Source organism: Isoptericola sp. NPDC055063 (genome assembly GCF_053608125.1).
In genome coordinates, this window is record NZ_JBSGUW010000005.1 from 1 (window position 1) to 21,959 (window position 21,959).

11 protein-coding genes and 1 pseudogene are annotated in these 21,959 nt (G+C 70.4%); 11 read left to right on the forward strand and 1 reads right to left on the reverse strand.

Annotated elements, in window-relative coordinates; genetic code table 11:
* Positions 1-517: 517 nt before the first annotated feature.
* Positions 518-732 (forward strand): annotated as a pseudogene (locus ACWF41_RS07345) (integrase core domain-containing protein); the annotation flags it as partial.
* Positions 733-1,267: 535 nt separating this feature from the next.
* Here ACWF41_RS07345 and ACWF41_RS07350 read toward each other — a convergent pair.
* Positions 1,268-3,613: an endo-beta-N-acetylglucosaminidase gene (locus ACWF41_RS07350; RefSeq protein ID WP_380315095.1), complete on the reverse strand. Its 2,346-nt coding sequence runs from the start codon at positions 3,611-3,613 to the stop codon at positions 1,268-1,270.
* Positions 3,614-4,049: 436 nt separating this feature from the next.
* Between ACWF41_RS07350 and ACWF41_RS07355 the strand changes: the two genes are divergently transcribed.
* The 10 genes from ACWF41_RS07355 to ACWF41_RS07400 all read left to right on the forward strand — a co-directional run bounded on the left by ACWF41_RS07355 (position 4,050) and on the right by ACWF41_RS07400 (position 21,814).
* A complete protein-coding gene (locus ACWF41_RS07355) occupies positions 4,050-5,075 on the forward strand; it encodes a LacI family DNA-binding transcriptional regulator (RefSeq protein WP_380315098.1) in 1,026 nt (341 codons plus the stop codon).
* Between the two features lie 118 nt (positions 5,076-5,193).
* Positions 5,194-8,292 carry an alpha-mannosidase gene (locus tag ACWF41_RS07360; protein WP_380315101.1) on the forward strand — a complete coding sequence of 1,033 codons (3,099 nt, stop codon included), beginning with the start codon at positions 5,194-5,196 and terminating at the stop codon, positions 8,290-8,292.
* Positions 8,293-8,296: 4 nt separating this feature from the next.
* The gene (locus ACWF41_RS07365) at positions 8,297-9,604 is read left to right on the forward strand and encodes an ABC transporter substrate-binding protein (RefSeq protein WP_380315104.1); all 1,308 of its coding nucleotides are present in this window, start codon (positions 8,297-8,299) and stop codon (positions 9,602-9,604) included.
* 173 nt (positions 9,605-9,777) lie between these two features.
* Complete coding sequence (locus tag ACWF41_RS07370) at positions 9,778-10,590, forward strand: carbohydrate ABC transporter permease (protein ID WP_380315108.1); 813 nt, start codon at positions 9,778-9,780, stop codon at positions 10,588-10,590.
* Positions 10,587-11,423: a carbohydrate ABC transporter permease gene (locus tag ACWF41_RS07375; protein WP_380315111.1), complete on the forward strand. Its 837-nt coding sequence runs from the start codon at positions 10,587-10,589 to the stop codon at positions 11,421-11,423. The genes ACWF41_RS07370 and ACWF41_RS07375 overlap by 4 nt, the downstream gene beginning before the upstream one ends.
* Positions 11,420-12,721: a glycoside hydrolase 5 family protein gene (locus ACWF41_RS07380; protein WP_380315114.1), complete on the forward strand. Its 1,302-nt coding sequence runs from the start codon at positions 11,420-11,422 to the stop codon at positions 12,719-12,721. The genes ACWF41_RS07375 and ACWF41_RS07380 overlap by 4 nt, the downstream gene beginning before the upstream one ends.
* Complete coding sequence (locus tag ACWF41_RS07385) at positions 12,718-14,931, forward strand: glycoside hydrolase family 3 N-terminal domain-containing protein (protein ID WP_380315117.1); 2,214 nt, start codon at positions 12,718-12,720, stop codon at positions 14,929-14,931. The genes ACWF41_RS07380 and ACWF41_RS07385 overlap by 4 nt, the downstream gene beginning before the upstream one ends.
* Positions 14,932-14,977: 46 nt before the next feature.
* The gene (locus tag ACWF41_RS07390; protein ID WP_380315120.1) at positions 14,978-17,671 is read left to right on the forward strand and encodes an endo-beta-N-acetylglucosaminidase; all 2,694 of its coding nucleotides are present in this window, start codon (positions 14,978-14,980) and stop codon (positions 17,669-17,671) included.
* A 161-nt stretch (positions 17,672-17,832) separates the two neighbouring features.
* Positions 17,833-20,997, forward strand: coding sequence for a glycoside hydrolase family 38 N-terminal domain-containing protein (locus tag ACWF41_RS07395; RefSeq protein ID WP_380315123.1), 3,165 nt, complete (start codon positions 17,833-17,835; stop codon positions 20,995-20,997).
* Entirely contained in the window at positions 20,990-21,814 is an 825-nt protein-coding gene (locus ACWF41_RS07400; RefSeq protein ID WP_380315126.1) for an SDR family NAD(P)-dependent oxidoreductase, read from the forward strand. Before ACWF41_RS07395 ends, ACWF41_RS07400 begins: the two co-directional genes overlap by 8 nt.
* Positions 21,815-21,959: the final 145 nt, after the last annotated feature.

The window sequence follows — 21,959 nt, forward strand, 5'->3', positions numbered from 1 at the left end:
GAGATCACCATCCACGGCACCCCCACCGACAGCTGAGAACGCACGACAACCTCCGCCGGTCGGACTCTGCCGAGCACCGCAGGGTCCGACCGGCGAGACATTCCGACCGACCGTGGAAGGGCACAGCTTCGCCGTGACTGTGCAGGTCCGAACGTGGGCGATGCTGGAATCCGGATGACACTCTGCGGGCCACGCATCACCGCGGGTCAGAGCCTTGCCGATGAGCCCACGGTCCAGATGACGAAGGCCCCCTGTCCAGCGTTCCCGCTGGTCAGGGGGCCTTTGCTCACGGCTGAGCGATGCTGAGTTCGAGGCAGCGCCTTCCGCCACTCTGACCAGCATCGACGATGCTTCTGACCTGCCGTGGGCCACAAGTGGCCATAGATTCGCAGCTCATGGAGCCGGGCACACAGCTGGGGAGTGCCACGCCGAGCGGCAGCCGCCGAGGTGAAGCGACTGTGCGAGCTCGTCGAGGTGACGCGTTCGTCCTACTACGCGTGGCGGGCGGGCGCGCCCGCTCTACACGAGCAAGGACTGCGCCCGCCTCTGCGCACGCCGGGGGGGGTGACCCAGTCGATGGGCGCCGTCGGCACCTCGGTGGACATCGCGCTCGCCGAGTCGTTCAACGCGACGCTCAAGCGTGAGGTCCTCCGGGACGCCGCCTGCTGGCCGGACGAGCTCACCTGCCACCGCCAGGTCTTCAATTGGGTCAACCGCTACAACGCCAGACGATGACACTCCTGGTGCGACGACCGAGCCCCGAACACGCGCTCGAGAAGGCAATAACGACCACGGCGCTGGCGACCGCCGCGCAATCACACCCCTTGTCCATGAATCGAGGGCAGAACCCCACTGGTTCAACGCCGAGCGCACCCACGGCTCCATCGGCCTTACCTCAATCGAAGCAGGAGCGTTCCACCACAGTCACCGAAAGCGCCAAGCCGAAGCGGCCTGACGCAACCTGAAGAGTCTCCGGACTCACCGGGGCAACTCAGCGGCCTGACGCAACCCGAAGAGTCTCCGGACTCACCGGGGCGACTCAAGATGCCGCGCAGATGCCGCTGGGCTCGCGGCCCATGACCTCTCGGCAGTTCTTGGATGCATACAAAGATCTTGGATGCATGCAACAGCGCGTGGCGCGCACGGAGGGCTCTTCGCGGATCGGCTCGCAACGCCGCGACCCGATCCGCGAAGAGCCCTCCGAGTTGTTGCCGCCTTCCGAAGCCAGCGGCTGACGGCGCTTCATCCGCGAGAGCGCACGCCGTGGCTATCGGATAGTCACGACAGCCGGATTGCTCTCGGTACCGTCGGGAGCGACTGCCACGACCGCGACGCGCGTGCCGGGCTCGACGTCGTCGAGTACGTACGCGTCACCGGAGACCCGTCCCAACCACCGAGGAGACGTGGTGATGGTGCGCAGGTCGTAGTACCAGATCTCCGGGGTCGACCGCCACCGAAGGCCGGCGGTCAGGCCGCTCCCGCCGCTGCTCGGCGCGCTCGTGTCGATGCGGAGCCCCGCCGGCGGCGGAGGGGTCTGCGCGGTGCGCGGCGCGGCGATCCGCAGCTCGCCGATGTACACGCGATAGTCGTCGACGCTGACACCGGACGGCGCAACCACGCCCACGGAGACCGCGGTCACCAGCGTCCCGCGGCGCGGAGCAACCCTGAACTCGAGCCGTCGCCATCCGTTGGCCACGGCCCGCCGGGACCGCGCAGTCAGCCACGTGGTGCGTCCCGGGGCGTCGTCGTAGCTGACCCCCAGCCGTACGAGCCCGCTCGCGTCGACCGAACCGTCATGGACGATGAGCGACATCACCGCCGGTCGATCCGCGTCGATGGCGGTCTTGAACAACCGCACCTCGGTGCCCGCACCGTCGCCGACAGGACCGTCGAGGCGCAGCGAGCTGCCCCCGTCGAAGGCGACCGTGTGGTCGTAGTCGACGCGGAGGAGGCCCGGGACACCGGTCGCCCCGTCGAGGTCACGCGTCCACCACTGCCAGGTCGGCAGCACGTCCTGGACGCCCATGCTGTACCAGACACGCTGGTGGGCTGACGCGCCCCGGAGGAAGAAGCGGTGCCCCTGCCCGGTGTTGAACCGGGTGGTGAACGGCAGCTCGGCGATGACCGACCGCTCCGGGATGAAGTTGGCCACGCCGTACTGCGGCACCCAGTCCGGGCTCACTGCCTCCTCGACAGAGGGATGGACCGGCGCAGGGAGGACTGCCGGGTTCTCGGCCCTGCCGGCCCAGAACTTTCGGTCGGCGACGTGGATCGCCTCCTGCATGACCAGAGGGTCGGTCGCCTGCGCACCGACCTGGGCCTGGGTGCGCCGGACCACGCGGTCCGACTGGCTGTACAGCGCCAGGCTCGCCACCGGCGGACGTTCCCCGTTGAGGGGAACCACTTGGTCGGCGTAGTAGTCGAGGGCGTTGGCGTGCTTCCCGTCGTTCTCCTCACCCATGTCGAGCGCGAAGAAAAGTGTCTCAAACGGGTCCAGCCCGCGGCTCTTGGCAAGCGCCACCGACGGTGCGACGTAGTCCGCGTCGTGCGCCCAGTCCGGCTCCGCGAACTTCTGCGGCCATGCGTAGTTGATGAACATGCTGTCGACGACGCGCCCCGGGTCGATCCACCCCGCGTTGTCCTCGGTGAAACGGTTCCGATACTTGGCCGAGCCGTCACGCAGGAGCGCGTCGTAGATCTGCAGGTAGAAGTCGGGCATCCCCTTCTTCCTCGCGCGGTCGTGCATCGCGTCGAACATGGCCGCGAGGTCGTCGGCCTGAGCGCGGGTGAGCCTGGTTCCCTCGATGTTGAGGAAGTACCCGTCATACCCGAAGTGGTGCGCGAGGTCGACCAGCTTGTCCCCGACGACGAAGTGGCCCTCGGCATCCTTGGCGATGAAGTCCGTGACCGCACCCGGCGTCGCAGAGAAGTAAGGTTGGAAGACCGTGCCCAGGGCCAACGCGCCGTTGCGGTGCGCGACGTCGACCCGTGCCGGGTTCGGGATGGTGTCCAGGCGACCCGACAGGCCCAACCAGTCGCCCATGTAGTCGACGTACTGGGCGAACCTGCTGATGTAGGGGTACTGGTCGAAGCCGTAGCGCGTCTGGCGGAAGGACGGCGCGTCTGCGACGACCGGCCAGTAGAAGGTGTCGAGACTGAAGACCTCGGGCCTCGGGCTGAGGCGCGGGTTGGCCTGCGTGGCGGCCGGCAGGTCGATCCGGCGGGCACGCGCCACCTGGCTGCGCATGTAGGCCGCGTTGGGGTCGGAGGCGGGGTCGTAGTCCAGGAACGTCTGGAGCTCTTCAGGAGTCAGCAGCCGCAGCTCCGTCTGGGTGGGAGGGAAGGTCGGCGCCGCGCTGGGCGCCGTCGTGGCACCGGGCGCGGTGACGGCATCGGCCGCGGCGGCGGCCTGCCGGTCCCAGGAGCCCGTCGCGGTCAGTGCCAGCGTCGCCCCCGCAGTCGTGAGGAACGCTCGCCGATGCATGGTGAAGGTCAGGCGGGGATCGTTGGTGGTCATTTCCATCCGTTTCGTCAGATGAATCGGAGTCGTGACGGCGTGGGATCGGACTCCCGTTCGTGTCACCGCCAGCGCCTGGCCGCGAACGAAAGTCAAGGTCATTCCGTCGACATGCCGAGCCCGCAGCGCGACTCCGTTGAGGCGCTGGCGTGGCCTTCGGCCGAACATGTTGACAGCGACGTGTCGGTGTACACGCAGCTCCACATGGTCGAGATCCAGGGAACTAATCCCCTTTAGTTCGGCACGCTAGCGTCATTGCTTGAGGCAGTCAACGGCCACTGCGCCGCGCGTCGTTGGTATGGGCGTCGCCCTCGTAGGGGAAGCGCCGTAGCCTCGGATCGCTCCCGATGACCACGGCCACCGCCAAGGGGGTGGCCGCCGTCACCCGCAGCCCCGTCGGCGCCCTGGACGAGACGAGTCCGCATCCAGAAGCGGGCTCGGCTGCGCCCCACGTCGGCCAATCAGGCCCCAGAATGGCACCAAGATGTGGCCTGGGCACCGTGCCTGCCACGCGACGCACAAAGGGGACTCGGTGAGCTCCAACACGAAGCGCCCTCTGCTGCGGGACATCGCAGCCCGGGTCGGGGTCTCCGAGACGGCGGCATCGTTCGCGCTGAACGGTCGTCCCGGCATCTCCGACGAGACGCGACGGCGCGTCCTCGCCGTGGTCGAGGAGATGGGGTGGCGCCCGAGCTATGCAGCCCGCGTCCTGACGGGCGCCCGATCGCGAACGATCGGCCTCGTGCTGTCACGCACCTCGGCCACCGCCGACTCGGACCTGTTCTTCATGCGACTGATGACCGGAATGCAGGCGACGCTCCGATCCGCACAGTACGGGCTTCTCATCCAGGTCGCCGAGACGCTCGATGAGGAGATCGAGGTCTATCGCACTTGGCACGCCGAACGTCGCGTCGACGGCGTCGTGCTGGTCGACCTTCGCGCCGACGATCCGCGCCCCGGCGCCGTGGTCGACCTCGGCCTGCCCGCGGTCCTCGCGGGCGGACCGGACCCGGAAGGCCTGATCCCCTCGGTGTCCATCGACGACACCGCGGCGATGAACCTGGTCCTCGACCACGTGCGAGCTCTCGGCCACGAGCGAGTCGCCTACCTGTGCGGCCCGCAGGACCTGCTCCATGTGCAGCGCCGGGTCAAAGCGTTCGACGAGGCTGTGCACCACCACCGGCTGCGCCAGGGTCGCGTCGTCGGAACAGACTTCACCTCGCGCTCCGCCGCCGAGTCGACGCGAGCGCTCCTCGCGGACCCCGCACCCCCGGAGGTGATCATCTGCGACAACGAGGTTCTGGCCGTCGCCGTGGTCGCAACACTGCGCAACCTGGGCTTGAGCGTGCCCGACGACGTCGCGGTCGCCTCGTGTGAGGACACCCCCGTGTGCACGGCCATGCAGCCGCAGCTCACTGCGCTCCACCGCGACACCCACGGGTTCGGCACAGACGTCGCCCAGCACCTTCTGCGCATCCTCGACGGCGCCCCGCCGGCCGACAGCCAGGAGCAGACGCCCGAACTGATCGTGCGGGGCAGCACGGCCGCCGCCGACTGACCCGCCCGCACTCGCACATTGACTCCTCAGCCCACGACGGCTAGTGTCGCGCCAACTAAAGGGCATTAGTTGCTCTCGGTCCGGCACCGCCGCCTCCCCCCGAGCCACAGGAGTTCCCGTGCACTCGCACCCCCAGCAGACGCTCGACCGGCTCGAGCGGGTGCTGCGCGAACGCATCCAGCCGCAGGTCCATCTGCCGCTCGCCGGTGTCACCCTGCACGCCTGGCAGGTCGACGGGGACGGCGAACCCGTCCCGGCCGGGCACGCCATCGGTTTCGCACCGTTGCCGGGGCGCGCGACCCCTCGGTACGAGCCGTTCCAGGAGGGCTCCACCTGGGGTCCCGCGTGGAGCACGACCTGGTTCCGCGTCGAAGGCCGCGTGCCCGTCGACGCGCCAGAGGTCGTCGAGCTCTGCGTTGATCTCGGCTGGGAGGCACACTCCGTTGGAGGCCACGGCGAGGCGCTCGTCCACCGGGCCGACGGTTCCGTTGTCAAGGCGCTGCACCCTCGCCACGGCACGCTCCGGTTGCGCGGCCCCGGCGCGCACGATCGCCTCGTCGACAGCGACGGCTCATTCACCCTGTACGTCGAGGCTGCCGCCAACCCGCTCGTGCTCGGTCTCCCCCCGTTCGAGGTCACTGACGTCGGCGACAAGGACACAGCGGCGAGCTTCGCACCGTACGTGCTGCGCTCGGCCGCGGTCTGCGAGTTTCGGACCGAGACGTGGGAGCTCGTGCGCGACCTCGAGGTGGTGGGCGGACTGGCCGGCGAGGTGCCTTCCGAGGACCCACGCTACTGGCGCCTCGTCGACGCGCTCGGCCGGGCCCTCGACGCCTTCGACCACACCGACCCGGCAACCGCGACGGCAGCGCGCGCGGAGCTCGCCGAAGTTCTCGCCCAGCCGGCCCATGCCAGCGCCCACCGCATCACCGCCGTCGGTCACGCCCACATCGACACCGCGTGGCTCTGGCCGCTGCGAGAGACGCGGCGCAAGGTCGCCCGCACCGTCTCCAACGTCCTGGCCCTCATGGACTCGGACCCGTCGCTCGTCTACGCCATGTCGTCGGCGCAGCAGTTCGCGTGGCTCGAGGAGGACCAGCCTGAGCTGTTCGACCGCATGTTCGAACGGGTCCGGGAAGGACGGTTCGTTCCGGTCGGCGGCATGTGGGTCGAGTCTGACGCGATCATGCCGACCGGCGAGTCGATCGTGCGGCAGTTCACCTACGGGCGGCGATACTTCGTCGAGCGCCTCGGCGTCGAGCCCGACGGCGTATGGCTGCCCGACAGCTTTGGCTACTCAGGTGCCCTGCCGCAGCTCGCTCGGCGGGCCGGCTTCCGGTGGTTCCTCACGCAGAAGATCTCGTGGAACGACACGAACACGTTCCCCCACCACAGCTTCGACTGGGAGGGCATCGACGGCACGCGGATCTTCACGCACTTCCCGCCGGTCGACACCTACGCCGCCGAGGTCTCTGCCGCCGAGCTGCACCACGCGTCGGCTAACTTCCGGGACAAGGCCCGCTCGTCCCACTCCCTCGTACCCTTCGGCTACGGGGACGGCGGCGGCGGCCCGACGCGGGAGATGCTCGGCCGCGCCCGCCGTTTTGCCGACCTCGAGGGCGCGCCGCGCGTCGAGGTGCGCAACCCGTCGGAGTTCTTCGCCGAGGCCCAAGCGGAGTACATCGCCGCGGGCGGCCCACCGTTGTGGCACGGTGAGCTCTACCTCGAGCTGCACCGCGGCACCCTCACCTCGCAGCTCGCGATGAAGCAGGGCAACCGGCGCTCGGAGGCCATGCTCCGCACCGTCGAGCACCTCGCGACTCTCGCCGCTCTCCGGGGCGCCCCGTACCCCCGCGCGGAGCTCGACGACGTCTGGAAGACCGTCCTGCTGCACCAGTTCCACGACATCCTGCCCGGGTCGTCCATCGCCTGGGTGCACCGTGAGGCGCGGGAGACCTACCGCGGCCTGGACGAGCGCCTGCGCGCCCTCGCCGCACAGGCCGCGAGCGCACTCGCCGCCAACGGCGGCTGCTCCCCCGCGCGACTCACGCCGACGGCGCACGGGTCGTGGGCCGTGGAGCGCCCCTCCGAAGCCGACCCCGTCGTCGTGGAGACCACGGAGGGTCGCACCGTCCTCGACAACGGGCTGCTGCGCGTCGTCGTCGACGCCTCCGGCCACGTGACCTCGCTGCTCGACCTCACCGCGGACCGCGAGCTCGTCCCGGACGGCGCCCGTCTCGGTGCCCTCGCCCTGTTCCGTGACGTGCCGATCCGCTGGGACGCGTGGGACGTCGACCGGCACACCCTCGGCCTCGGCGAGGACGTCGAGACGGTCGAGAGCCTCGCCGTCGCCAGCGACGAGGACGGGGCCGCGCGCGTCACCGTCGTACGCACGCACGGCGGCTCCCGCTTCACGCTCACCCACGTGCTGCGCCCAGGTCTTGCGGCGCTCGACGCCACCCTCGACGTGGACTGGCAGGAGCGCGAGCACCTGCTCAAGGTCGCGCTGCCCCTCGACGTGCGGGCTCCCGGAGCGCGTTATGAGACGCAGTACGGTTGTGTCGAGCGTCCCGTCGGCACCAACACGTCATGGGACGAGGCGCGGTACGAGGTCAACCAGCACCGCTATCTGCACCTCGCCGAGCCCGGGTACGGCGTCGGCGTCGTCAACGACTCGAGCCACGGCGTGGACGTCACGCGACTCGACGCAGGTGGCACACTCGTGCGGCTCTCGCTGCTGCGCGCGGCCCGCTACCCCGACCCGGGTGCCGACCTGGGCAGGCACCGCATGGCCTGGTCCGTGGTGGCCGCTGACCAGCCGTCCACCGTCACCGCCGCCTACGCCCTGAACGCCCCCGTCCTCGACGCGGTGCCTCAGATCGACCCGGCGGTGAGCCTCGCACTCGACGCGGGCTCCGCCGTCGTCGACTGGGTCAAGCTCGCCGACGACGACAGCGGTGACGTCGTCGTTCGTGTGGCCGAGGTCGCCGGCGGGCGGGCCCGCGGCGCCCTCGCGGCAAGCCCCGACCTGCGGGGCGCGACCGTCGTCGAGACCGACCTCCTCGAGCGTCCGCTCGACGAGCACCCCGACGACCTCTCTCGGGCCCTGGGATCCACCGACCCCGCTCCCCTCGACGGAGCGCGGCTTCGGCTCGCCCCGTTCCAGGTCACCACCCTGCGGATCCGGCGCGCCGGATCCTCGACTACGAAGGAGTAATCACATGCGCAGGTCCTTCCCCAGGTTCGCCGCGGCGGGCGCCGTCGCGGCCGCCGCCCTCGCCCTCGGTGCGTGCGGCATCGCCGGCGGGTCGACCGACTCCGGCGGCTCGACCGACTCCGGCGACGGCGAGATCACCGGCGAGATCACGTTCCAGACCTGGAACCTCAAGGGCGGCTATGAGGACTATCTGACCGACCTCGTCGCGGCGTTCGAGAAGGAGCACCCGGGCACCACCGTCAAGTGGATCGACCAGCCTGCCGAGGGGTACCAGGACAAGCTCTCGGCGGACGCCGCGGCCGGCAACCTGCCCGACGTCATGGACATGGGCCCGGAGTCCGCCTACACGCTCGCGCAGGCGGGCACGCTCCTCGACATCGCGAAGGCGGACCCGGAGGCGAAGGATCTGTACCTGCCCAAGGCATGGGAGTCGATGACCTTCGCCGGGGTCGACGGGGGCACTTACGGTTATCCCTGGTACCTGAACACGGGCCCGTCCTTCTTCAACACCGCGCTCTTCGACGAGTGCGGCCTCGACCCGAAGGATCTTCCCGAGACGTACGACGACCTGTTCTCCCAGGCGGGGGTCATGGCCGAGAAGTGCGGCAGCGACCCGACGATGATCGGCCGCCTGCCGAGCATCGAGACGTTCGGCGAGTACGGCGTCGAACTGATGAACGACGAGGGCACCGAGTTCACTTTCAACAACGCCAAGGGCGTGGAGTACGTCCAGCGGTACGTGGACCTCTACAACCAGAAGGGCCTCTCGGAGGAGGCGGTCAACGCCCTGCAGACGGCCGAGGTGGACGGTTTCAAGTCGGGCGAGCTTGCCTGGATGCTGGGGAGCTCCTACACCCTGAACGACCTGAAGGACACCGCTCCGAAGATCTACGAGAACCTCGGGATGGGGCCGCGCATCGCCAACGTGGCGCCGAACATGTACATCGAGTCCCTGGTGATCAACTCCCAGTCGAAGAACACCGCGACGGCGCAGGCCTTCGCGAAGTTCGTCACCAACTCGGAGAACCAGCTCGCCTTCGCCAAGGCGGCGTCGGTCTTCCCGTCGTCGGCCGGGACCCTGGACGACCCGTTCTTCACCGACGACGACGGCACCGACCTGGCACAGGTCCGCATCGCTTCGGCCGAGCAGGTCGCCGACGCGGCGGTGTGGTGGCCGCCGGCGTTCTCGGGGGGCGCCGACTCGGAGTACCTGCGTGAGCAGATCGCGCAGGCCGTGCTCGGCAAGAAGTCCGCGCAGGAGGCCCTCGACGACGCCGTCAAGTACTCGAACGACCGGCTCGCGAATCAGTGAGCTCCGTGACCAACCCCTTGAGCACCACGGCGTCCGTACCTGGACGTGACGCCGATCGGCCGGGTCCCCTGCGACCCGGCCGGTCGGCCGGCCGCACGCGGCACTGGTCCCACGGCCCCTGGTACGCGCCCTGGATCTTTCTCTCCGTCGCTCTGCTGGTCGTCCTGACGTTCGTGATCTTCCCCTTCGTCAACACCCTGCTGCTCGCGTTCACGGACGCCACGCTCCTCAAACCTGGCAAGTTCATCGGGCTCGACAACTTCACGCGGTTGCTCGAGGACCCCCGCTTCACCACGGCGCTGCTGAACTCCACGCTCTACGTGATCTGCGTCGTGCCCGTGATGGTCGTCCTGCCCCTCGTGCTCGCCGCGCTCGTGGCGGGCAAGGGGCGCCTGCTCGGTTTCTTCCGGACGACGTACTACCTGCCGGTGGTCATGTCGCCCGTCATCGTCGGGCTCATCTGGACGAACCTGCTCGACCGCCGCGGGATGGTCAACCAGGTGCTCTCCTGGCTGTCGGTCATCACGGAGCCCGTGCCCTTCCTCACCGATCGCTGGCTGCTGCTGTTCAGCGCGATGTTCGTGACCGTGTGGATGGGCATGGGCTACTACATGGTCATCTACCTGGCGGCGCTGGCGAGCATCGACCCGACCTTGTACGACGCGGCGGCGGTGGACGGCGCGGGCACGGTGCGGCAGTTCCTGCACGTCACGATGCCCGGCGTGCGCAGCACGATGGGGCTGATCGGGCTGTTCTCCTCCATCGCGGCGTTCCGCGTCTTCGGCGAGATCTACGTCCTGTCGAACGGGACGGGCGGCCCGGGAGGGGGCGACCTCACCATGACCATGCTCATCCAGCGCGAGGGCACCGGCCTGCAGGCTCAGACCGGCTACGCCGGCGCGATCAGCCTCGTGATGTTCGTGATCATGGCCGCCTTCCTGGTGCTCCAGCTCGTCGCCCAGAACCGTCAGGGGAGGAAGCCGTGAACGCCACCAAGCGCATCCGGGGCGGTGCCGTCGTCCGGTACACCATCCTCGTCCTCATGCTGGTCCTGCTCGCAGGACCGCTGCTGTGGCAGCTGTCCCTGTCGTTCAAGGGTGCGGGCGACGATCTCTACGCGCAGCCCCCGCAACTGATCCCCGCCGACCCCACCCTGGAGAACTACACCGGGGTGCTCGACCGGGTGCCGGTGCTGAAGTTCGTCGCGAACTCCGCACTGGTCGCCGTCATGGTCGTGGGCGGCAACGTCGTCTTCGCCACAGCCGCCGGCTTCGCCCTGTCCCGGCTGCGGTTCCGCGGTCGCGCCCTGGTCACCACACTGTTCGTCGCGGCGCTGCTGGTGCCGGTCGAGGCGATCATCGTTGCGCAGTTCCTGCTGGTGCGGTCTGCGGGGCTGACCGACAGCCTCGTCGGCGTCGCTCTGCCCGCGCTGGTCGCGCCCCTGAACGTGCTCCTCATGCGTAACGCCTTCGCCGGAATCCCCGACGAGCTCGAGGAGGCGGCCGTCCTGGACGGGGCCGGCGTCTGGCAGCGCTTCCTGCGCGTGTGCCTGCCCCAGGTCAAGGGCGTGATGACGGTGGTCGCCATCTTCGCCTTCGTCGGCTCGTGGAACGACTTCCTGTGGCCGCTGATCGTGCTCTCCAGCGAGCAGAACTACACGCTCACCGTCGGGCTCAACATGCTCAAGGGCACCTTCTACGACGACCCGCGCCTCATCGCCGCCGGGACGATCGTCGCCCTCGTGCCGATCATCGTGTTCTTCGCGGCCCTGCAGCGGTACTTCATGCGCGGCCTCGAGCAAGGAGGAATCAAGGGATGACCACGCCGCGCTTCGGCGTCAACTATGTTCCCCGCCAGGGCTGGTTCTACTCCTGGCTGGAGCCGTCCTGGGACGAGATCCGCAGAGACCTCGACGCGATCGCGTCCCTCGGTCTGGACCATGTCCGCGTGTTCCCGTTCTGGCCGGTGCTGCAGCCCAACCGCACCCTCATCCGGCCACGCGCCCTTGCGGACGTGCGACGCGTCGTGCAGCTGGCGGGCGAAGCAGGGCTGGACGCGTCGGTGGACGTCATCCAGGGGCACATGTCGAGCTACGACTTCGTCCCGGCCTGGCTCACGTCGTGGCACGCCACGAACATGTTCACCGACCAAGGTGCGCTGACCGCCCAGGCGGAGCTCGCTCGTGCGCTGGACGCAGCCCTGTCCGATCAGCCGAACTACCTGGGTCTCACGCTCGGCAACGAGGTCAACCAGTTCTCGGGTGACCCGCATCCCAACCCGATGCGCGCCACCCCGACGGAGGCCGAGCGGTGGGTGCGGACGCTGCTGGACGCCGTCCCTGCGGACGGCGACCGGCTGCGCCTGCACGCCGAGTACGACGCGGTCTGGTATCTCGACGACCACCCGTTCCTGCCGACGCACGCGTCGCGCCTCGGCGACGTCACCGCCATCCACTCGTGGATCTTCAACGGCACCGCGCAACGCTACGGCGGGATGTCCACCGAGAGCCTGCGGCACGGCGAGTACCTGGTGGAGCTGTCCCGCGCGTTCGCGACCGACCCGAGCCGCCCGGTCTGGCTGCAGGAGATCGGGGCACCACTGAACTGCCTGGACGAGGCTGACGCTCCCTCGTTCTGCGAACAGGCCGTGCGTCACGCGGCCGACAGCCCCGCCCTCTGGGGAGTGACGTGGTGGTGCTCGCACGACGTCGACCGATCCCTCGCCGACTTCCCGGAGCTGGAATACTCCCTCGGTCTCTTCGACGCCGACGGGGAGGTCAAGCCGATCGGGCTGGCGTTCGCGTCCGTCGCCGAGGATGTGCGACGGCGAGCAACGAGCCCCGCGGTCCGCTCCGACGCCGTGGTGATCGAGGTCGACGAGAACGACGTGCCCCTGCGCCGGGCCGACCTCGCTCCCGGTGGCGCTGTGTTCGCCGCCTGGATGGACCTCGCCCGGGAGGGGCGCCGGCCCACCGTCGTGACCTCGCGGTCGGCGGCGTCGGCCGCGGATGTCGCGGCACGCGGCGTCACCGCGCAGCACCGCCCGGGACCGGGCGGCACCAGCGCCTACTCGGCGGTCAGTGACGCCGAGGCCCTCACCCCGGGCCGCGTGGTATGAGCCCACGTGTCGAGGCGCTCCTCGCCGCGATGACGGTCGAGGAGAAAGTTGGGCAGGTCAACCAGCGGCTCCTCGGCTGGAAGGCGCTGGAGCGCGACCCGCGCGGCGGCTTCCGCGTCACCGACGAGGGTCGCGATGAGATCGAGCGCTGGGGCGGCCTGGGTGCCCTGTACGGCCTCTTCCGGGCGGACGCCTGGTCCGGCCGGTCGTGGGCGAACGGCATACGACCCGAGGAGCGGGCCGAGGCCGCCCAGGTGGTGCAAGAGGCCGTCGCCGCCGTCGACCGGCACAGCGTCGGCACGCTCCTGGTGGAGGAGGCACCGCACGGCCACCAGGCCCTCGGCGGTACGCTGCTGCCCGTCAACCTCGCGGTAGCGGCGGGCTGGCACCCGGAGCGGTTCGCGGAGGCTGGCCGCGCGGTCGCGGCTGAGCTCTCGGCGAGCGGCGTGCATGTCGCCCTCGTGTCTGCTCTCGACGTCCTCCGCGACCCGCGTTGGGGCCGCGCCGAGGAGACCTTCGGCGAGGATCCCTTGCTCGCCGCCGAGCTCACGCGCGCTGTTGTCGAGGGGATGCAGGGGCCCGACCGATCGCGGGTCGGCGGGGAGGGCGTCGCCGTCGTCCTCAAGCACCTCGCCGCGCAGGGCGAGGCACTGGGAGGCCGCAACGGCCAGTCCGCCCACCTGGGCCCCCACGACCTCGCCGAGATCCACCTGCCACCTGTCGCGGCGGGTGTGGCCGCCGGGGTGCTCGGCGTGATGGCGGCCTACAACGACATCGACGGCGTGCCCTGCTGCGCCAACCCGGACCTGCTGACGACCTACCTGCGCCGCGAGCTCGGCTTCGACGGCATCGTCATGGCCGACGGCCACGCCGTGGACCGGCTGGAGGGGACGACCGGCAACCTCCCCGCGGCCGCCCGTGCGGCATTGCTCGCGGGCGTCGACCTCTCGTTGTGGGACACCGCCTACACGATGCTCGCCGACCTCGCGGTCGAGGACGCCGAGGTCTCGTCGGCGCTCGACCTCGCCGCGGGGCGGGTCCTCACGCTGAAAGAACGGCTCGGCCTGTTGGGCAATCCGGGCGTGCCGACGGCACTGGACGCCGAGCGGTCCGTCGTCCGACTCACCCGGGCGCGCCAGGACGCCGAGAGGTCGTCGCGCCAGCTGGCTGCCGACTCCCTCGTCCTGCTGAGCAACAACGGTCTCCTCCCGCTGCACCCGGGCGTGCGCCGGGTCGCGGTGGTGGGCCCGTACGCCGACGATGTCCCGGCCCTCCTGGGCGACTACGTGCCGCCGCTGCCCGCAGGCTCGGCAGCGACCATCGCCGGCGCGCTGCAAGCCGCGCTGCCGGACGCCGAGGTGGCCATGGGCGAGGACGTCACGGCGCCGGACGGCGACGTTCTCGAGCCGGCCTTGCTCCGGGCAGCCGACCTCGTCGTGGTCGTGGTCGGCGGCACCAGTCACCGTTCGTACGACGACGCGTTCGCCGACAACGGCGCGATCGTCGGGCGCCCCGGAGAGGCCACGGGCGGGGAGGGCGTGGACCTCGCCGACGTCTCGCTGCCCGGCGGGCAGGACGACCTGATCCGTGCCGTCCGCGCGGCGACCGACGCACCCGTCGTAGCCGTGGTCGTCTCGGGTCGGCCGCACGTGCTGACGACCGTGCTGGACCTCTGCGACGCCGTGCTGTGGGCCGGGTACCCGGGCCCGTGGGGCGGCGAGGCGGTGGCCGACGCCCTCACCGGGCGGGCCGAACCCACCGGCCGGCTCCCCATGACCCTCCCCCGGTACCCCGGTGTCGTCCCGGTGCGCTACAACGATCGCCAGTCCGCCGCCGACGTCTACCGTGACGCGCCCGACCCGGTTCTCTTGCCCTTCGGGCACGGGCTGCGCTACCTCGATGTCGCCGTCACCGACCTCGAGGTGTCCACCGGTGCGGGAACCGTGCGCGTCACGGCGACCGTCGCCAACCGCTCCGACGAGCCGGCCGACGCCCTTGTCCCCGTCGTCGCGCACCGGACGGGCGGAACTCGCGTGCCGCGTCTGCGCGAGCTGGTCGCCTTCGGCCACGTCGACGTGCCCCCGGGCGACACAGCCCAGATCGCATGGGAACTTCCCGCCGAGCGTGCCTTCGCCGGGACCTCGCCCCTGGCGGTCACGACCGTGCACGTCGACGGCCTGAGCCGGACGGCGGGTCCCTGCGTTACCTGACTCCGGCCCTGTGCCGGTGACCATCACTCACGAAGGAGAGAGACGTATGGCCAGGCAACGACCAACTCGCCGCGCCCGTGGGGCGCGGACCGGAACGACGCTCGCCGCCGCCCTCGCGGTCACCCTTGCCGGTGCCGGCGTGGCCGCCGCGAGCGACACCCTCCCCTGGGAGGGCGACAGCGCGAAGGGCCCGAACCAGCCCTACCAGCACGGCTACAACCCGGACGGGCTGCTGGACTGGGATCCTCGCACGGACTCGGGCGCCGAGCTGTTGCGCGCCCGAGTACCCCTGCAGGAGCGCGCCGACACAGATCCGTCCACCCAGCGGGACCCGTCGCTCCCCGCGGACACTCAGATGCTCGCCCTCAGCGGCGACTACGGCAACGCGTCCTTCGAGTCGCACCCGTACACCAACGAGTTCAGCCAGCACCTGTTCAGCTTCTGGCAGTACACCGACGTGTACGCGGCCTGGCACGGGATGCCGACCGAGGGGGTCCCCGAGGACCTGTACGACCCGAGCGCCATCTGGACCCAGCGCTGGTTCGAGTTCGGCGCGGTGAACCTGCCCAACCCGGGGTACACCAACGCCGCGCACCGCAACGGCGTGCGCTCGCTCGGCTGCATCTTCTTCTCCGACAACGACCGTGGCTCCCAGACGTACAGCGAGTTGCTGGTGCGGGATGCGAACGGCGACTTCCCCGCGGCCGGCAAGCTCGCCGACATCGCCGAGTACTTCGGCTTCGACGGCTGGTTCATCAACCAGGAGCAGAGCAAGGTCGCGGCCGAGGACGTCGACGACTACCAGGACTTCCTCGCCGCGCTGCGGGCGGAGGGTCTCTACGTCCAGTGGTACGACTCGGTGGACGCCGCCAACGGTGACAAGCTCTACGAGAACGAGTTCACCCCGCGCAACAGCCCGTTCGTGCGCGATGCGGAGAAGGGCGACCTGGCCGACTCGATCTTCCTCAACTACTGGTGGAACCCGGCCAAGCTCACGGCCTCTGCCCAGCACGCGAGGTCGCTCGGCCTGGATCCGCGCCAGACCGTCTTCGCCGGGGTCGAGGCGGGCATGTACCAGTTCGACCAGCCCTACGACCTGCAGGACAATCTCGGAGCCGACGGCACCCCGATGAACGCGATCGCCACCCTCGGTGCCGACTTCGTGCACTCCGACTTCGCGGACAAGACCGACGACGCCGCACAGTCCCAGGTCTTCGACCGCGAGCGCCGTTGGTGGACCGGGTCGCCCACCGGCACGGACGCCACGCGCCCGGCGGACGGCGAGTGGCAGGGCATCTCCTCGTACGTGGCCGAGCGCACGGCCGTCACGGGCCGCACGTTCGCCACGACGTTCAACACCGGACACGGCCTCGGTTACTGGCACGAGGGCGAGCTCTCCTCCGACGCGGAGTGGGGCAACATCGGCGTGCAGGACCTCCCCGTGACGTGGCAGTGGTGGGTCGAGGCGAAGGACGGCGCCGACCCGCTGCAGGTGGACTACGACTACGGCCCGGACTACGTCGCTGCCGACCGGTTCGGTTACGAACACCTGGGTGCGTACGAGGGCGGCAGCTCCCTCGCGGTCTCCGGCGACCTCGCGAGCGACAACCTGCTCCGCCTGTTCAAGTCGGACCTCGAGGTGTCCCCGGGGACCGACGTCGAGCTCACCTACGCGAAGCCGAGCGCCGACGACGGCTCACAGCTGACGCTCGCGTTGGTCCTCGCCTCCGACCCCGACCGGGTGATCGAGGTGCCGGTCAAGCGCTCCGGTGCGCAGACGGACGGCTGGCGCACCGTGCACGTCGATCTGTCGCGGTTCGCGGGCGAGACGATCACGACGTTCGGGCTCGGCTTCCGTGCCGGCGACGGCCCCGTCGCGGACTACCAGGTGAACGTCGGCAAGATCGCCGTCACCGACGGCAGGGACCACACCCCCGACCGTCCGCGCGGCTTCGAGATCGACCGCGCGCTCACGTCCACCGACGAGCTCTTCCTGCGGTGGGACCTCGCCGACTACGACGACGTCGCCCGGTACGACGTGTACGCCGACGGCGAGTACCTGGGTGGCGTGTACGACGACGTGCTGTACGCCAAGCACTTCACGCGCTCGCGCGGCACGCTCGAGCTCGTCGCCGTGGGGCACGACGGCAGCGAGAGCACGCCGGCCGTGCTGCGGTACGACTTCTCCCGAGGGCCGGGGGACGTCACGGCGGAGGCCTCCGAGGACGGCACCGTCACGGTGTCGTGGAAGGAGCCGGTCGCGTCACCCACCGTCGTGACGCTCGCCGCCGAGGACGCCGGCCGGCGCGGCTACGAGGAGCAGACCGTGGCGCGTCGCGGCTCGACCGAGGTGACCTTCCGTCGGGCTCCCGTCGACGGCGGCGGCCTCGTCGCCACGGTCGCCCCTCGCTCCGGCACCGCGGTGTCGGCCACAGGGTCGTTCGCGGACACCCAGATCGAGGCCTACCCGGCTTCGGCGGCCGCTCTGGAGGGCACCTCGCTGAGACTCACTCGGCCCGCGCTTGCGGACTGGCACACGCTCACGGTGTACGAGGACGGCGAGCCGGTGCCGTTCGACACCACGTACAGCCAGGGCGAACGACCGCAGATGATCCGCGGGCGCACGACGTTGCCTTCACTCACCCGAGAACTGGCGAGTGAGCACAGCGAGGTCGTCGTCAGGATCGAGGACTACGCCGGCAACGTGGCGGACACCACGCTCCGGGCCGCCACGCGCTAGCCCCAAGAAGGGGGCGGGGCCGCCGTGCGCGCGCCCCGCCCCCAGGCTCCGCGGCGTCGCCCCCGCTCGTCGCCGCTCCATCCCCCCGAATCCAGCACCGACGCACGTGTCGAAAGAGGAAACTTCTCATGACTGCCAAGGCCCTCATCACGAGGCTTCCGATGAGCGGCGCATTCGCCATCGCCGGACTGCACGACTACGCGAGCGCCGTCCGCGTCGAGCGTGACGGCATCACCGTCCGCATCACGCCTGAGCAGCTGGCGCGCGGCAACGGCGCGGACCGCGAGCGCCCGATCCGTGTCGAGGTCACCGGGCCGGTCCGACCGACCGTGGCGCACGTGACGGTCGACGGCACCGACCTCGGCGGGGTCGAGCTGGTGGACGGACCCACCGGGTGCCAGCGCGTGTTCGTCCCCGCCGGCGACGAGGCTGCGACCGTCCAGCTCCGGCTTCCCGAGGTCCGGGACGAGGTCTACACGTTCCCGATGCCGCCGGTGCGTGACTGGACCATCCACCTCGTCCATCACAACCACTTCGACCTCGGCTACACCGACCCGCAGTCGGTCGTGTTCGAGAACCAGCGGTCCTACCTGGACTCCGTGCTCGACATCGTGCGCGCCACGCACGACGACCCCGACGACTCGCGATTCCGCTGGGTCGTGGAGTCGCTCTGGGCGTTCGAGCAGTGGGCGCAGAGCCGCCCCGAACACGTCGTCCAGGAGTTTGTCGACTACGTGCGGGAGGGTCACGTCGAGCTCACCGCCATGCCCTTCAACCTGCACGCGGACACCTGCTCCACCGAGGAGCTGCACGAGCTCCTCAGCGGAGCGCGTGCCATCGCCGACCGGTACGGCGTACCGTTCGACACCGCCATGCAGACCGACGTGCCCGGCACGCCGGTCGGTCTGCCCGACGCCCTGTCCGACTTCGGCGTGAAGTACCTGTCGGTGGCCCACAACTGGGCCGGCCGCTCCGTACCCGAGCGGCTCGGTGGGCAGCTTCTCCCCCGCCTGTTCCGCTGGGCGGCGCCGTCGGGCAAGTCGGTCCTGGTCTGGATGACGGACAGCCCGCACGGGCTGGCCTATCAGGAGGGCCCGATCCTCGGCTTCCACGAGGGGATCGAGCGGGTCGAACGGATGCTGCCGGTCTACCTGCAGTCGATGGTGACCAACCCGTACCCCTACCCGCCGGGTTCGCTCGGCTGGGCAGGCTACGAGGAGGCCGAGGGGCGCGAGCCCTACCCGTGGGACATCGTCCACCTGCGCACGCAGGGCTGGGGCGGCGACAACGGCCCCGCCCGCCTGCAGGCCTCGGACATCATCCGGGAGTGGAACGACACGTGGTCCTCCCCCCGGCTCGTGCACTCGACGAACGCGGAGTTCTTCCGCGCCGCCGAGGAGCGCCTCGGCGACGAGATCCAGACGTACGAGGGCGACTGGGGCGACTGGTGGGTCGAGGGCGTCGGCTCGTCCGCCCACATGATGAAGCTCGTGCGCGACGCACAGTTCCGGATGCCGGAGGCGCATGTCCTCGCGTCCCTGTACACGCATCGGACCGGGACGTGCCTCGCGGGCACGCGAGCAGACATCGACCGCGCCTATCGCAAGATCTCTCTGTTCAACGAGCACACCTGGGGCGGCGGTGAGTCGTGGCTCGCCCGCGACCACGGGTTCGAGTCTGGCGAGGTCCAGTGGTACTGGAAGGCCTCGCAGGCCCTCCAGGCGCAGGAGAACGCCCGCGCCTACCGCGAACGCGCCGCGGCGTATCTGGGCGAGACCCTCGGCACCGCCGACGGAGCCCTCGCGAGCTACTACGTCGTGAACGGTGACGGAGTGCGTCGCGACCGCGAGGTGCGCTTCCTGGTCCGCGAGAGCGTCGTCCCGTTCCGCGTGGGGTTCGAGGTCCGGGACCCCCGCACGGGCGAGAGCGTGCCGTTCCGCGTGGACCACCAGGAGCACCGCGAGCACCGCGAGGCCGGCCGCTGGGTCACGCTGCGTGCCCACGACCTGCCCCCCGTCGGGTTCTCGCGGTTCGACCTTCACCAGGTGTCCGACGACCCGGTCGACGCTGTCCCGTTCACCCTCGGCACCACCCCGGGCGGCGCCGGGCGGCCCGACGCGGCGGCCGTCGTTGAGGGTGGGGATGCCGCCGTCCGCGCCGGAGACCCGCTCGTGCTGGAGAACGAGTCGCTCACCGTGACCGTCGACCTTGCCCGGGCAGGCATCGTGTCGGTGATCGACCGCCGGAGCGGCCGCGAGCTGGTGAACCAGGACTCGTTGTTCGTCGGGAACGAGTACCTCTACGACGCGTACACGACGGCGCCCGGGTTCAACCACCACTCCAACCGGTCGTTCTCCGGCCCTGACCTGCCGTTCATCGGTACCCGCACGCGAGCCCGCACGGCGTCGTTCATCTCGCGCAGCGTGGACGACGTCGAGCAGCGGCTCGTGTACGAGTTCGTGGCCGACGGCGTCGACCGGGTCACGGTGACGCTGCGGCTGGCGCACGACGCGCGCCACCTGGTCGTCCAGAATCGGGTGGCCAAGCCCGCCACCACCGCGAAGGAGAGCGGGTACTTCATCTTCCCGTTCGCGACCGACGACGCCACGGTGCGGTACGAGATCACCGGAGGCGTCACCGGCGACGACCTACCGCACGTGCCCGGCGCTCCCGAGCACATGCGCGCGGTGCGCAGCTGGGTGACGGTCGACTCGCCGTCGGACGGCGTGCGCGCCGTGTGGGTCACGAAGGACGCACCGCTCGTACAGCGCGGCACCATCGCCCAGCCGTACGCCCCGTTCTACCCGAGCACGGCACCGAACGAGCCGGGCACGGTCATCTCCTGGTTCCACAACAACGTGTGGGACACGAACTTCCCGAACCAGCAGCGATTTGAGACGGACTTCACCTATGCCGTCGCCGCGGCTGACGAGCACGAGTCGCTCCCCTCGCTCGCCCTGGCGACTGCCTCGGCCGTGACGGGAGAGACCGTGGCCGTGCTGGGCGCTGCTAGAGGGAGTGCCGACGCGCCGGAGCAGGCGTCGCTCGTCGAGATCGACCGCGCCGACGTCCAGGCCGTGAGCGTTCTCCCCACCGACGACGGCGAGCTCCTTCTCAGGCTCCAGTCGTTCGTCGACGGCGAGGCCCCGGTGCGCCTCACGAGCGCCGCGGGGATCTCGTGCGCGCGCCGGGCGACGTTCCTGGGTACGCCCGGAGAACCCCTGGAGGTCACCGACGGCGTCACCGTGACGGTCCCGCGCCTGGGTACGATCGGCGTCCTGCTGCGCCTCGGCGACATGTCCGGACAGGTGGCAGGGCATGCCTGACCGCGGTCGACAGCATGCCGCCTGGGCCGGCCGCACCGCGGTGGTGACGGGTGCGGCCGCCGGGATCGGCGGCGGCGTCGCCGACCTCCTCGTGGAGCTCGGCGCCACAGTCGTCGGTATCGACCGTGACGGCGCCGCGCTCGAGGTCGCCGAGTCCCGGCACGCCGACAGCCCCGGCCGGTTCGTCGGCCTGGCGGCAGACGTCGCCCGCCCTGACGTGCTCGACGACGCGGCCCGCCGCGTGCGCGCCGAGCACGGCACGCTCGACGCCGTCGTCTGTGCGGCCGGCGTGCAACGCTACGGCGCGGTGGACGATACCGACCCCGCCACCTACGACGAGGTGATGGGCGTGAACGTCGGCGGGGCGTTCCACACCTGCCGCGCCATGGTGCCGCTGCTGCGCGAGAACGGCGGCGGCGCGATCGTCGTCGTGTCCTCGGCGCAGGCCTACGCCACCCAGACCGGTGTCGCGGCCTACACCGCGAGCAAGACCGCCCTGCTGGGGCTTGCCCGCGCGATGGCGGTCGACCACGCGGCCGACGGCATCCGCGTCAACAGCGTCAGCCCCGGGTCGATCGAGACGCCGATGCTGCGCTGGGCCGCCGGGCTGTTCGCCGGCGAGCGGGCCGCCGACGACGTCGTGGCCGAGTGGGGCCGCGCGCACCCGCTCGGCAGGGTCGGCACACCGTTGGAGGTCGCGGAGGTGGTCGAGTTCCTCCTGTCGGATCGCGCCGCTTTCGTGACCGGCGCGGACGTCAAGGTCGACGGCGGGCTCAGCGCCCGGCTCGCGGCGGCCCTGCCAGACGCGGACGCGTGAACCGTGGTCCCGGGGGGGGGGGTTCTTTCCCCCCTCCCCCGGGCGCGGCCCTGTGGGTTCTTTTTTTTTCTTTTCGCTCCCCAAAAACACCCCGCGGGGGGGTCTTGGGGGGCTTTTTTTCCGCCCAACACCCCCCCCCAGGCGA

What these genes read in the sequence shown, in the direction of transcription:
- ACWF41_RS07365 (WP_380315104.1), top strand. Translation starts at nt 8,297, where the DNA reads ATGCGCAGGTCCTTCCCCAGGTTCGCCGCGGCGGGCGCCGTCGCGGCC.
- ACWF41_RS07380 (WP_380315114.1), top strand. Translation starts at nt 11,420, where the DNA reads ATGACCACGCCGCGCTTCGGCGTCAACTATGTTCCCCGCCAGGGCTGG.
- ACWF41_RS07385 (WP_380315117.1), top strand. Translation starts at nt 12,718, where the DNA reads ATGAGCCCACGTGTCGAGGCGCTCCTCGCCGCGATGACGGTCGAGGAG.
- ACWF41_RS07390 (WP_380315120.1), top strand. Translation starts at nt 14,978, where the DNA reads ATGGCCAGGCAACGACCAACTCGCCGCGCCCGTGGGGCGCGGACCGGA.
- ACWF41_RS07395 (WP_380315123.1), top strand. Translation starts at nt 17,833, where the DNA reads ATGAGCGGCGCATTCGCCATCGCCGGACTGCACGACTACGCGAGCGCC.
- ACWF41_RS07400 (WP_380315126.1), top strand. Translation starts at nt 20,990, where the DNA reads ATGCCTGACCGCGGTCGACAGCATGCCGCCTGGGCCGGCCGCACCGCG.